Here is a 12492-nt window from a genome sequence, read left to right as displayed (position 1 = left end):
TAGCGGTGGGGAAACACCCGGTTACATTCCGAACCCGGAAGTTAAGCCCTCCAGCGCCGATGGTACTGCACCGGGGACGGTGTGGGAGAGTAGGTCACCGCCGGACAAACATTTGATGTTTGTCGTTGTTGGAAGTTAGGCCTGTACGGTTTCCGTGCGGGCCTTCTTCTATTTCTGGGCATGTTTGGTAATGCCAATGGACGGCTCCGGCCGGCAGAAAAGGCGAAGCCGGTTGTATAGCCGGCTGCGACTGTAAGTAAAGGTATACGGCACTCGATCGAAGTGTCGGCGAAGCCCTGTGACCAGCCATGACCTCGTTGAAATGGTCTTTTGGCGGCACTGGTGCCGCCGTGTGGTCTTTTGGCGGCCAGCTGGGCCGTCCGTCGAGTCCCGTGCACCTTTGCCGCTTCGAGAGGCATCTATGTGACGCCTGGTCGACGAAGAGCGCGGGTGGTACGGGAGCGGTAGCGTTTCTGATGGGACAGAAGGGGTGGGCATGGAGCGGCGCTGGCGGGTTCGGCGGGAGATGGCGGTTATCAAGGGTGCCGGTTGCGGGGCGGCCCTCATCCTGGCGCTGCTGAATCTGGACGACAGGCGAGCGCTGATCCTCTGCCTGGTCGCAACTCTGGCGCTTGCCGTACTGCTGGCGCGTGACCTGCTGGTGCCCGTGCGGTTGGCGGCCGATGCGGATGGTCTCACCGTCGTTCGCGGGTTCGCGGGGCGGGATCGCATCGCATGGCCCGACGTCGAGCGGGTGACAGTGGACGTGAACCGACGGTATGGCAAACGCTGGGAGCACCTGGAGATCGACGTGGGTGACCGTATCTATGTGCTCGGCGGGAACGCGCTTGGAGCGTCGTGTACCGAGACTGCGGCCGAGCTGCGGTCCCTGAAATCGGCGTACGGCACGCCGGAGGGTGAACAAGCCTCTCGTTGAGCGCCCTGATCCTCAACGTAGTGGCCCGGGGGGTTTCGGCGGCTTGCTAGGCTGGAGTTGCCGGGCCACCCCACCACGGGTGGCCTTCTTCGCGTCAGACCACCTGGGCGGGGTAGCGACAGAGAACGGGGCGCGCACCCGCGGCCAGAGACCGCTCGTACAGCGAACCCGTGACGCACGGGCAGGCCGAACCCGCTGTGAGCCAACGAAATGGACAGAAGTGAACAGAGACAACGGACGTGATGGCGCGGGCCGACGCGAAGAAGGCGGCGGCAGCCAGCGGGCCGGGGGCGGCGGAGGCTACCGAGGTGATCGGGGCCGGCCGGGAGACGGCCCTCGCTACGGCGAGCGCCGCGATGGGCGTCAGCAGGATTCACGAGACCGTACCCCGCGCCCCGCCGACGAACGGGGAACGACCTCCGAGGGCGGCGAGCGGAAGTACGGTCAGAACCGCGAGGGTGACGACCGCCGTAGCGGGTTCCGCCGGGAGGGCAACCAGGGCGGAGGTGCCGCCGGCGGTTCACGCGGGCCGTCGGCCGGTCGCCCGAGCGACGATCGGGGTCCTCGTTCCTATGGGGACCGGGATGATCGCCGGGGGCAGTATCGGGGTCGTGACGAGTCACGTGGGCCTGGTGCCCGTGACGATCGGCCCTCTGGTGACCGTGGTGGGTACGGCGCGCGTCGGGATGACCGTGCAGGCGGGCCTTCTGGTGATCGTGGGGATCGTCCGTTCCGTCGCGATGATCGTGGGGGACGTCCGTCTTCTGGCGGGGGCGACAGGCCGTTCCGTCGTGACGATCGTGGAGAGCGGCCGTCTTATGGCGGACGTACGGATTCGCGTGATGATAGGGCGGGCTCTGCGGAGCGTCGGCCGTATCAGCGTGATGATCGGGCTGGGTCCGGGGAGCGCAAGCCGTACCAGCGTGACGATCGTGGTGGGTCCGGGGAGCGCAGGCCGTATCAGCGTGATGATCGGGCTGGGTCTGCGGAGCGCAGGCCGTATCAGCGTGATGACCGTGGTGGGTCTGGAGAGCGCAGGCCGTATCAGCGTGATGATCGGGCTGGGTCCGGGGAGCGCAGGCCGTATCAGCGTGATGATCGGGCTGGGTCTGCGGAGCGCAAGCCGTACCAGCGTGATGACCGTGGTGGGTCTGCGGAGCGCAAGCCGTACCAGCGTGATGACCGTGGTGGGTCTGCGGAGCGCAGGCCGTACCAGCGTGACGATCGGGCTGGGTCCGGGGAGCGCAAGCCCTACCAGCGCGATGCTCAGGGTCCTCGTTCCTATGGGGACCGGGATGATCGCCGGGGGCAGTATCGGGATCGTGACGAGTCACGTGGGCCTGGTGCCCGTGACGATCGGCCCTCTGGTGACCGTGGGTACGGTGCGAGTCGGGATGACCGTGGAGAGCGGCCGTCTTATGGCGGACGTACGGATTCACGTGACAGCCGGCCGTATCAGCGTGACGATCGGGCTGGGTCCGGGGAGCGCAAGCCCTATCAGCGTGACGATCGTGGTGGGTCTGGAGAGCGCAGGCCGTATCAGCGTGACGATCGGGCTGGGTCCGGGGAGCGCAAGCCCTATCAGCGTGACGATCGTGGTGGGTCTGGAGAGCGCAGGCCGTATCAGCGTGATGACCGGGCTGGGTCTGCGGAGCGCAGGCCGTATCAGCGTGACGATCGTGGTGGGTCTGGAGAGCGCAGGCCGTATCAGCGTGACGATCGGGCTGGGTCTGCGGAGCGCAGGCCGTATCAGCGTGATGACCGTGGTGGGTCTGGAGAGCGCAGGCCGTATCAGCGTGACGATCGGGCTGGGTCCGGGGAGCGCAGGCCGTATCAGCGTGATGACCGTGGTGGGTCTGGAGAGCGCAGGCCGTATCAGCGCGATGACCGGGGTGAGGGGCCGACGCGGGCCAGGTTCGGCAGGGCGGGTGAGGAGGCCGATTCGCGGCCCCGTGAGCCGGTTCCCGAACTGGCGCCCGACATCACCGCCGAGGAGCTGGACCAGGAGGTGCGTGACGAGCTTCGGTCGTTGCCCAACGACCTGGCCGACCTGATCTCTCGTCATCTGGTCGCTGCGGAGCGGGCACTGGGTGAGGACGAGCCTGAGCAGGCGTATGAGCACGCGAAGGTGGCGCGGCGGTTCGCGGCGCGGATCGGGGTCGTTCGTGAGGCGGCGGGTGTGACGGCCTATCGGGCCGGACAGTTCGCCGAGGCGCTGGGTGATCTCCGTGCTGCGCGCCGGATGACCGGTTCCGATGCCTATCTGCCGATCATGGCGGACTGCGAGCGCGGGCTCGGACGTCCGGAACGGGCACTTGACCTGGTCAAGTCGAAGGAAGCCGAGCGTTTGGATCGGTCGGGCCGTATCGAGCTCACCATCGTCGAGTCCGGGGCCCGGCGTGACCTCGGGCAGCAGGACGCCGCGGTGGTGGCGTTGCAGCGGTTGCCGGAACTGCGTGACACGCGTCCTCAGCCATGGTCTGCCCGTCTCGCCTATGCCTATGCCGACGCGCTGGCCGATGCGGGGCACGAAACCGCGGCGACCGACTGGTTCGGCCGTGCGATGGCGTTCGATGAGGAGGGCGAGACCGAGGCCGCCGAGCGGTACGCCGAGCTGACCGGCGAACTGATCGAGGACCTCGAAGAAGACTATGAGGAGACGGATGAGATCGACGATCTCGCCGCTCTCGATGCCCAGATCGAGGAAGAAGACGACCTCGATGAGGGAGATTACCTGTCTTCGTCGTCGCCTGAGCCGGTGCGGGCGGGTTCGGACGCTGCGCCCGCCTCCGATTCGGACGAGCAGGAGGACGTGCGCGGCGACAGGGCCACAGCCGAGGAGTCCGTCGATGAGGCGGAGGAGGTCACCTCCGCTCAGCCCGATGCCGTGCAGGAAGATGCGGAGACCGTCGCCGAGGACGGAAAGCCCTCGGCAGGACGATCTGCGGGCGGGTCAACGGTCGACGAGTCGATCGTGGAGGAGCCCGGTGTCGACGAGTCGGCGGCGGAGGAGCCGGACCCCGGCCAAAAGTCTGAAGCGGTGAAGTCCGATGCCGTGAAGTCTGAAGCGGTGAAGTCCGATGCCGTGAAGTCCGAAGCGGTGAAGTCTGAAGCGGTGAAGTCTGAAGCGGTGAAGTCCGCCGCCGACCAGGACGCGAAGCTGGCGGACGCGGGGACGGAGGACGTCAACGACGTCAAGGCGATCCCCATCGTCGAAGTGAAGATCATTCCTGGTGCGGCGCCCGCGTTCATCGAGCCTGATTTCGGGGATGTCGGCGAAGAAGAAGAAGAGGAATCCGGCAAGCAGGACGACTGATCCGGCACGCTTCAGGAGCGCCGCGGCTTTGTTGTCGCGGCGCTCTTTGCGTGCTCCTGGCTGAATGCTGCGGAACGCGCACCTGCATGCGGTACGTACGGCGAAGCCCACGCATGGCGTTTCACCGTCTGGTTCGAATCTTCGTGCCGGTCAAGGCGGGAGCGGAGCGTCCGTGACGGGAGAAATATGGCTGGTCAGGTACGGCCGGGCATGCCGTACGGCGGAGCGCATGCCGTTCGGGTGGGTATCAGGGCTGGACGCGGTCGAGCCAGTGGATGATCCCCGCGACGTTGGACGGGGCCCCGCTGAGCAGTTCGAACTGCTCGGTGGTCTCGGGGTCGGCGCGGAACGCGGCATAACGCTCGCGGGTGCGGTCCCTGACCATGGCCACGGCGTGATCGAGGTCCAGGCCCTCGGAGTGTGCCTGTTTGGTGAGATCGACCCAGACCCTGAGTTCTTCGGCTGAGCGTTCGAGCGTGGCGGTGACGTCGGTGACCGGGCCGTAATGGCTGAAAAGCAGCCGTTGCGGGCCGAGCGCGGTGAAAAGGTCGATGGAGTCCAAGGCGGTCCGCAGATCGAAGTCCGGCGGTGGGGTCGCGGGACGCAGGTCGCCTGTCTGGGGCAGATAGACGCCCGCGGCGTCGCCGACGTACAGGTCGCCGGTCGCCGAGTCGATCAGCCCGACGTGGTGCTTGGCGTGGCCGGGGGAGTAGTGGCTGCTCAGCGTGCGTCCGTTGCCGAGGTCGATGGCGCCGGTGTCGCCGAGCGCGCGGATTCGCGATGCCTCGGTGGGCGACAGAGCGCCGAACAGTGTGTCCAGGCGGTCGCCCCAGACCATTCTGGCGCTCGACATGAGACGAGAAGGGTCGGCCAGGTGCCGAGCGCCCTTCTCATGGACGACCACCTCTGCCGACGGGAAGAACGTGGCGATGTCGCCGACGCCGCCGGCGTGGTCCAGGTGGATGTGCGTCACGACGACCGTGGAGAGGTCTTCGGGTCCGACCCCCAGCGAGGCCAGCGCGTCACGCACGATGGGTGCCGAGGTGGAGGTGCCCGTCTCCACCAGGCACGGCCGATCGCCGAGGATCAGATATCCGGCGGTGATGCCGGCGTATCCGGCCATGCGTGTATCGATCTCGTACACGTCGCCGCCGAGGGCGGTGATGTTGTCCACAGGCCACCTCAATGCTCGAGCCATCGTCCCCAGAACGGCGTTCGAGCCGTTCCGGCACCGCTCACATCGTAAAGAGTGAATCCGCACGGGCGAGAAACCAGGAGGGGTCACGTGGAGCGCAATGAGGTCACCTTGGTCGGGCGGCTGTCAGGTGCCGCTGAGAACAAGCCCTTGCCGAGCGGCGGGGTCCTCACCATCTGGCGTGTGATCATCCGCCGGGAGAGACAGGCACGGGGGGCATATCAAGACACCATCAACTGCATGACGTTCGACCCTGAGATCAGCGCTGCCATCGCGGAGTGTCGCCCCGACGACGTGATCGAGGTGGTGGGAGCGCTACGACGGAGGTTCTACAAAATCAGGGAGGGTGCGGGCAGGGGGAACAATTGCGAGGTGGAGGCGCTGTCGGTCCGGCTGCTTGAGCGCAGGGTCACGGTGTCCTTCAGGGATGCGGTCCCGAGTCCGTCCGTTCCCGTGATCCCGCCGCAGCGCCCTTCTCGATCGCCGATGGCCGCGATCCCTCCTGGCGATCCGCCCACCGGCGAGCCCAGGTCGATGCGTCTCTCACCTCCCAAGGAGTGTTCGGCGTGCGGGCACGTGGACACGAAGGGCCGGCCTGACCAGGAGAGCTCCCTCTGCAGGTCGTGCGGCGTCGCCGAACACACCGACGTCAGCGGCGTCCGGACCATCGCCTCGCGCCGTGAGACGGACTGGGCGGCGAGTTACGCCGCCTGACGTGTATTCGACCGTTGGGTCCATCGACGGCGAGGGACTGTTCCGTCGGATGGCGAGGGACTGTTGGGTCCGTCGGATGGCGAGGGACTGTTGGGTCCGTCGGACGGCGAGGGACTGCTGGGACCATCGATGGCGAGGGGCCGCTACCCGGTCCATCGGTTTCAGGGCCCCAGCAGGCAACGCCGTGTCCGCTGAGTTCGGCAGCCCTGCCATCGTGCGTTCGGCCCAGGCTCGGACGGCCGTGTTCGTCGTGTCGTGGCCGGGGGCGGACGGTCAGTCGTCGGCGAAGGTGCGCATGAGCAGGCCGGTACGGGGTTTCGGTCCGAAGGAGGTGGACTTGCGGGGGACTCGTTCACCTTCGGCGGCCACGATGAGCACGTCCTCGACGGTGAGGGGGTTGAGGAGGACGGCCGTGCCGCCGGTACGGCGGGCGAGGCGGACCGCGGCTTCCGCGTCGTGGTGCACGATGCGCACGGTCTCCTCCTCGTCCTGTAGGCCCCAGACCTTCGGGAGCAGGAACTCCGCGAGGATGGAGGTGTTCAGCGAACGCCAGCGGGCCGACCTGTCGATCGGCATCGCGTGCTTGACCTGGATCGGGTCAGGGGTGGTGAGCAGATGGCAGGGGCCGTCGCCGGCCGGCGGGTCCTCTCCGGGAGCGGGGCCTCCCGACGGCGTCTCCGCACCGTGCGGCGGATTCCCCCCTGCCAGCAGGTAGGCGGGCTCAGCGGCTTCGGCAAGGGCGGCCATGCCTTCGGACAGCCCTTCGTATTCGTGCACCTGCCATGCCCCTTTGGACCTGGCGACCGCCTGGCTGAGGGGCAGACCGGGGATGACCCGGTGGATCGGCTTGAGGTCGGGCGGATAGGCGTCGGCGTCCACGAGCAGCGCGAGGCCGAAGTCCCATGGGCCGGCCCCGTCGCCCGCGACGTGGTGCTCGCGTTGGAGAGCACGATAGGTCGCGTACCGGTGATGGCCGTCCGCGATCAGGGCCTGCTTGTGACGCAGATCATCGTTGATCAGTGCGATCTCGGACACGCTCGTGACCGGCCAGATCCGGTGCCGCAGGCCGTCGGCGGTGCGGGCCTCCACCAGCGGCTCACGCGTGGTGGCCACCTGGTCCACGAGGCGGCTGGTCTCGCCGCCTCCGTCGTAGAGGAGGAAGATCGGCTCCAGGTTGGCCTGCGTGGTGCTCATCAGCGCCAGCCGATCGGCGACCGGGCCCGGCATGACGTCCTCGTGCGGCAGGATGATCCGCCGATCGGGATCCGCGAGGGCGACATCGCTGATCAGGCCGCGTTGCAGGACCTCGTCACCGGCGCGCTGCTCGTAGACGTAGACGGCGGGCTCCGCGTCGGCGGCCAGGATCCCCGAGTCGAGCCAGTCACGCAGGGTGTCGCGTGCCTGGCCGTACCGGTGCAGGTCGGTCCCGGGAAGGATCAGCCGGACGACGTTGTTGGGATGCGTGTCGAGCAAATCACGCACCGCGTCGTCGGAGATGAGGTCGTATGGCGGAGAGGTGACCTCGGCGATGTCCTCGACGGTGAAGCGCACACCGTGGAACGGGCGTAGCTCCAGCCCGTCGGGTACCGGCAGTTCAGGACTCGCCATATCGGGCATGCTCCCATAAAAGCCTGATTCGTCCAGAGGTTGCATTGATGATCTCGGCAACGCCCCGTCGGACAGGGATCGGTCGGTTGTTCCGTGCTCGGCCACGTCACACAGGGAAAGGTCTCACACATGATCCAAGGCCGCAGCGGCCCAGTTGATTCCCCAGACCAGGACCCGGGAACCCCCGGTGGAGACGTCTACGACTGGTTTCAGCGAGGCATGGCGCTGTTGAAGGATGGCAGTCCGGCGGCCGCGGCCGCGCTCCTTGAGCGCGCGGCGGAAGCGGAGCCGGAGTCCCGGAGCGTCCGCGAGGCACTGGCCCGCGCACAGTTCAACTCCCGCCGGTACGACCAGGCCGCGGACAGCTTCCGGCTGATCGTCGACGCCAACCCCACAGAGGACTACGCGTACTTCGGTCTGGGGCTCGCCCTGTGGCGGACCGGCGACATGGAAGCCGCCCAGGAGCCCCTAGCGATCGCCGTGGCCATGCGCCCCGATCATCGTGACTACGTCTCGGCGCTGAAGAGCGTCCGCGCGACCCTCCGCGCCCGCCGTTCCATGTGAGGTCCCGCTCGCGCCGGTGTGGCCGCAAACGGTGGGTTTCCGGGCGATATCGCCGGAATGGTCGCGCCCACCGGGTGGGCCGTGTGACGGTCGCGGACCCGGTCTCACGTAGGATCGCCAACCGGTGAACCGCGAGCTGAAGGGCCTTCGTGAGCGAGAGAACGCTGATCGAGAGGTATGACACGCTGCTCCTCGATCTGGACGGCGTCGTCTACCTGGGCCGGAATGCCGTGCCGGGCGCCGCGGAGGCGCTGGAGACCGCGCAGGCGGCGGGTGTTCGACTGGCATATGTGACCAACAACGCATCCCGGACGCCCAGTGCGATCGCCGAGCACCTGACCGCGCTGGGCGTCCCGGCGAAGGCGCAGGACGTGGTCACGTCGGCCCAGGCCGCCGCGAGGCTCATCGCCGAGCGCGTGCCGGCCGGGTCCCCGGTGCTGGTCGTCGGTGGCATGGGGCTCCGCCAGGCGGTGCGCGCCCATGGCCTGCGTCCGGTGACGGCGGCTGCGGAGGAGCCGGTCGCCGTGGTCCAGGGAATCGCGCCCGATCTCTCGTACGGCCTGCTGAGCGAGGGGGCGCTGGCCGTACGGCGGGGCGCCCTGTATGTGGCCGCCAACGGTGACGCCACGATGCCCACCGCCCGTGGTGAGATCCCCGGCAACGGTGCGATGGTCCGGGTGATCGTTGCCGCGACCGGTGTGGAGCCGGTGGTGGCGGGCAAACCGGAGCCGCCGCTGCACCGGGAGTCGATGTTGCGTACCGGGGCCCGTCACCCGCTCGTCGTCGGTGACCGGCTCGACACCGACGTCGAGGGCGCCACGAACGCCGGCGTGGACAGCCTTCTGGTGTTCACCGGCGTGGCCACCCCGATCGACGTGCTGACCGCCGCACCTCCGCACCGGCCCACGCACCTGGCGGCCGACCTCTCGGCGCTGCACCGCCCCCGCCCCGAGGTGCGGCAGGCCGGTGACACCTGGAGTTGCGGCGGCTGGACCGCTCGCTGGGACGGGGCCCGGGTGACCCTCAGCGGCGCCGGAGACCCTCTCGACGGGCTCCGCGCGGCCTGCCCGGCGGCCTGGCACGGCGACGCCGACGAGGACGCCGTCAAACCCGCACTCGCCGCACTGGGCCTGTGACAGCGCCGAGGGCGGATGCGCGCCCCGTCGGGAATCGCCCGCTCAGAACGCCCGTGACAGATTCGCCGGCCTGAATCACCGCGGCCTGAATCACCGCGGTGTGGAATCACCGCGGTGTGGGGTCAAAGGACGCCGAGGCCCGGGCAGGAGAGGTCACAAGGTCGCAGCCGGGCTCAGGGATCAGTTCAGAGGAGTTTGCGGAGGCGGAAGAGGTCGCCGATGCTCGCCTCGATCTTGACGCGGCCGCTGAAGAGGGCACGGGCCATGTCGAGTTCCCCGTCGACCAGGGAGACCAGGTCGTCGCTGCTGATGGTGAGCCGGATCTCGGCGGGCCGGCCGTCGCCGCGGGGGAGGTCGCCGAAGGGGTCGAGGCCGCCATGGTGGATACGGCCGAAGAAGGTGGTGTCGAGGTCGCTGATGCGGCAGCTGATCGTGCGCTCGACGACGTGCTTGGCCTTGGTCTCCTCGTCGACCTCGTCGAACTGTTCGGAGAGTTTGCGCAACGCCGCCCGGCACTCCTCGACGGTCGCCATGGTTCGCGTTTCCCTTCTTGTCAGGACCGGCCCGAAATCCCTGCACCTACGGACGGTAGCGTTCCACATGAGTACTACAGGAGGTTCGGCACGTGGGTGCACGGGAGAGGACAGGGGGCCCGCGACGGCGCCGATAGGCCGCGGAGCACGCGCGTAACCATGGATCTCACGGAGGGACAACGATCGGGGACCGTGCCTTGGTTCGCGATCTTCCAAGGAAAGGCGAACGGCTGTGCCGTGAATGTCGGGCATGATGTCCGAAATGGTGACGAGTTGGTGGTGGGAACGCGATCGATCACGCCGCGGCGCGACGTGTCGGGCGAATCCGCGACCGCGGGCCGTACGGGCATCGCGTCGGCTAGCGTCAGGACGGACACGACCCGTCGACAGGGCATGGGCGCCGGTGAGAGGCGCGTATGTCAGCGAAGGCGGCCGGTGTCCGCGAGGCACGAGGGCCGGCGAGAGACCTTGAGGCGTGCGCCGGCAAGGCGTTGACCACGGCGAAGGCCGGCGGGTGACAACGGCCACGCCGGTCGGTGTGGAAGACGATGACCATCGGAGGGGACGCATGACCGACCTGCCGCAGGAGACGGGTGACGAGCGGGTCGACCGGGCGCTGACAGGGCTCGACCGGCTCGGAGCGCTGCCGGTCGGCGAGCATGTCGCCGTGTTCGAGGAGATTCACGCGGGCCTGGAGCGGACCCTCGCAGTCCGGGGAGTGGAGGGTGAGGGTGAGCAGGCGGACGCGGCTCGACAGTGAACTCGTGCGCAGAGGGCTGGCGCGATCGCGGGAGCAGGCGGGGCAGCTCATCGAGGCCGGACGGGTGAGCGTGGGCGGTCAGGTGGCCGGGAAGGCGGCGACGCAGGTGGACACCGCGTCGGCGATCCTGGTGGCGGAGTCCGCAGACGGACCCGACTACGTCTCCCGGGGGGCGCACAAGCTGCTGGGCGCGCTGACGGCGTTCGGGCCGCGCGGGCTGACGCCTCAGGGACGGCGCTGCCTCGACGCGGGGGCCTCCACCGGCGGCTTCACCGACGTGCTGCTGCGCGGTGGCGCCGAGCACGTGCTCGCCGTGGACGTCGGGTACGGCCAGCTCGCCTGGTCGTTGCGGACCGATGAGCGGGTCACCGTGATGGAACGGGTCAACGTGCGCGATCTGACGCCTGAGGCCGTCGGGGAGCCGCCGACGCTCATCGTCGGCGACCTCTCCTTCATCTCGCTGCGCCTGGTACTGCCGGCGCTCTCCGCCTGCGCGGCGGCGGCGGCCGATCTGGTCATGCTGGTCAAACCGCAGTTCGAGGTGGGTAAGGACAAAGTGGGCGCCGGCGGCGTGGTGCGGGACCCCGGGCTGCGGGCCGGCGCGGTGCACGAGGTGGCGCGGGCGGCGCTCGCGCTGGGCCTCGTGGTGCGAGGGGTGACGGCGAGTCCATTGCCCGGTCCATCCGGGAATGTGGAGTACCTCCTGTGGCTTGGAAAGGGAGAGGGGAGCACGCCCGTCCCCGACCTGGCGGCGGAGATCGAGCGGGCAGTGGCGGAGGGTCCCCGGTAGTGACGACGAAACGCACCATCCTGATCACGACGCATACCGGTCGTGAGCGGGCCGTCGAGAGCGCCCGGCTGGTGATCAACCAGCTCGTGGCGGCCGGGCTCAACGTGCGGGTGCTCGACACCGAGGCGGTCGACGTGGCCTGCCCGGGCGTGGAGGTGGTGCCCGCCGGCCCGGCGGCCGCCGACGACGCCGAGATGATCATCGTGCTCGGCGGCGACGGCACCCTGCTACGCGCCGCCGAGATGGCCAGGCCGAGCGGCACGCCGCTGCTCGGGGTCAATCTCGGGCACGTCGGCTTCCTGGCGGAGGCGGAGGTCGACGACCTGACGAGCGCCGTGGACAGCGTCGTGCACTGCCGCTACGACGTGGAGGAGCGGCTCACCCTGAAGGTGATCGCCAGGCTCAACGGGCAGATCCTCGCCGAGACCTGGGCGCTGAACGAGGTCACCGTCGAGAAGTGCGACCGGATGCTGGAGGTCGTCGCCGAGGTCGACGGCCGGCCACTGTCCCGCTGGGGGTGCGACGGCGTGATCTGCGCGACCCCCACCGGCTCGACGGCCTACGCGTTCTCCGCCGGCGGCCCGGTCGTCTGGCCGGAGGTGGAGGCGCTGCTGCTGGTGCCGATCAGCGCCCACGCGCTGTTCGCACGGCCGATGGTCGTCTCGCCGCGCGCGACGCTCGCCTTCGAGATACTCCCCGACACGCCCGGCGGTGAGCTGTGGTGCGACGGCCGCCGCCGTTTCGATCTGCCCTCGGGGGCGCGCGTCGAGGTCCGGCGCGCCGACGTCCCCGTACGGCTCGCGCGTCTGCACGGGACACACGACACCGGAGCCCCCTTCACCGATCGGCTGGTCGCCAAGTTCGACCTGCCCGTTCAGGGATGGCGGGGAAGGGTGCGTCCCTGAGAGTCAGAGCCGATCCTGGCCGAAGCGCGTAGGA

The 12492-nt window shown here is 68.8% G+C and carries 12 protein-coding genes and 1 rRNA gene; 9 read left to right on the top strand and 4 right to left on the bottom strand.

Annotated features, from left to right (window positions below):
• From rrf to MBA17_RS17660, 3 genes are all read left to right on the top strand, one after another.
• Window positions 1-106 (top strand): 5S ribosomal RNA (gene rrf, locus MBA17_RS17670); the annotation flags it as partial.
• 390 nt (window positions 107-496) lie between these two features.
• Window positions 497-937 (top strand): PH domain-containing protein, encoded by a 441-nt coding sequence (locus MBA17_RS17665; RefSeq protein ID WP_238497567.1) that lies wholly within the window; start codon window positions 497-499, stop codon window positions 935-937.
• A 611-nt stretch (window positions 938-1548) separates the two neighbouring features.
• Complete coding sequence (locus MBA17_RS17660) at window positions 1549-2991, top strand: hypothetical protein (RefSeq protein ID WP_238497566.1); 1443 nt, start codon at window positions 1549-1551, stop codon at window positions 2989-2991.
• An 820-nt stretch (window positions 2992-3811) separates the two neighbouring features.
• Here the strand turns inward: MBA17_RS17660 and MBA17_RS50450 are convergent.
• Both MBA17_RS50450 and MBA17_RS17650 read right to left on the bottom strand, forming a co-directional pair.
• Window positions 3812-4147, bottom strand: coding sequence for a pentapeptide repeat-containing protein (locus MBA17_RS50450; RefSeq protein WP_455432781.1), 336 nt, complete (start codon window positions 4145-4147; stop codon window positions 3812-3814).
• Window positions 4148-4500: 353 nt separating this feature from the next.
• Window positions 4501-5451, bottom strand: coding sequence for an MBL fold metallo-hydrolase (locus MBA17_RS17650; RefSeq protein ID WP_274385514.1), 951 nt, complete (start codon window positions 5449-5451; stop codon window positions 4501-4503).
• A gap of 237 nt (window positions 5452-5688) precedes the next feature.
• On the opposite strand from MBA17_RS17650, the gene MBA17_RS17645 reads away from it, so the two are divergent.
• Entirely contained in the window at window positions 5689-6162 is a 474-nt protein-coding gene (locus MBA17_RS17645) for a hypothetical protein (protein ID WP_455432778.1), read from the top strand.
• Between the two features lie 273 nt (window positions 6163-6435).
• On the opposite strand, the gene MBA17_RS17640 is transcribed toward MBA17_RS17645, so the two are convergent.
• Window positions 6436-7770 (bottom strand): DUF1015 family protein, encoded by a 1335-nt coding sequence (locus tag MBA17_RS17640; RefSeq protein WP_238497562.1) that lies wholly within the window; start codon window positions 7768-7770, stop codon window positions 6436-6438.
• A gap of 129 nt (window positions 7771-7899) precedes the next feature.
• On the opposite strand from MBA17_RS17640, the gene MBA17_RS17635 reads away from it, so the two are divergent.
• Both MBA17_RS17635 and MBA17_RS17630 read left to right on the top strand, forming a co-directional pair.
• Window positions 7900-8334 carry a tetratricopeptide repeat protein gene (locus MBA17_RS17635; protein ID WP_238497561.1) on the top strand — a complete coding sequence of 145 codons (435 nt, stop codon included), beginning with the start codon at window positions 7900-7902 and terminating at the stop codon, window positions 8332-8334.
• A gap of 149 nt (window positions 8335-8483) precedes the next feature.
• Entirely contained in the window at window positions 8484-9470 is a 987-nt protein-coding gene (locus MBA17_RS17630; RefSeq protein ID WP_238497560.1) for an HAD-IIA family hydrolase, read from the top strand.
• A 185-nt stretch (window positions 9471-9655) separates the two neighbouring features.
• On the opposite strand, the gene MBA17_RS17625 is transcribed toward MBA17_RS17630, so the two are convergent.
• Entirely contained in the window at window positions 9656-10003 is a 348-nt protein-coding gene (locus MBA17_RS17625) for an SCP2 sterol-binding domain-containing protein (protein WP_238497559.1), read from the bottom strand.
• A 568-nt stretch (window positions 10004-10571) separates the two neighbouring features.
• Here MBA17_RS17625 and MBA17_RS17620 point away from each other — a divergent pair.
• The 3 genes from MBA17_RS17620 to MBA17_RS17610 are packed head-to-tail and all read left to right on the top strand — an operon-like array spanning window position 10572 to window position 12458.
• Window positions 10572-10763, top strand: a complete 192-nt coding sequence (locus tag MBA17_RS17620; protein ID WP_238497558.1) for a hypothetical protein — start codon at window positions 10572-10574, stop codon at window positions 10761-10763.
• Window positions 10735-11553, top strand: coding sequence for a TlyA family RNA methyltransferase (locus MBA17_RS17615; RefSeq protein ID WP_238497557.1), 819 nt, complete (start codon window positions 10735-10737; stop codon window positions 11551-11553). The genes MBA17_RS17620 and MBA17_RS17615 overlap by 29 nt, the downstream gene beginning before the upstream one ends.
• Window positions 11553-12458 (top strand): NAD kinase, encoded by a 906-nt coding sequence (locus MBA17_RS17610; protein WP_238497556.1) that lies wholly within the window; start codon window positions 11553-11555, stop codon window positions 12456-12458. The genes MBA17_RS17615 and MBA17_RS17610 overlap by 1 nt, the downstream gene beginning before the upstream one ends.
• Window positions 12459-12492: the final 34 nt, after the last annotated feature.

The organism is Dolomitihabitans soli, from assembly GCF_022213955.1.
Lineage (GTDB): Bacteria > Actinomycetota > Actinomycetes > Streptosporangiales > Streptosporangiaceae > Streptosporangium_A > Streptosporangium_A soli.
The sequence above is the reverse complement of the archived record's forward strand: the minus strand, read 5'-3'. Positions and strand labels throughout refer to the sequence as shown.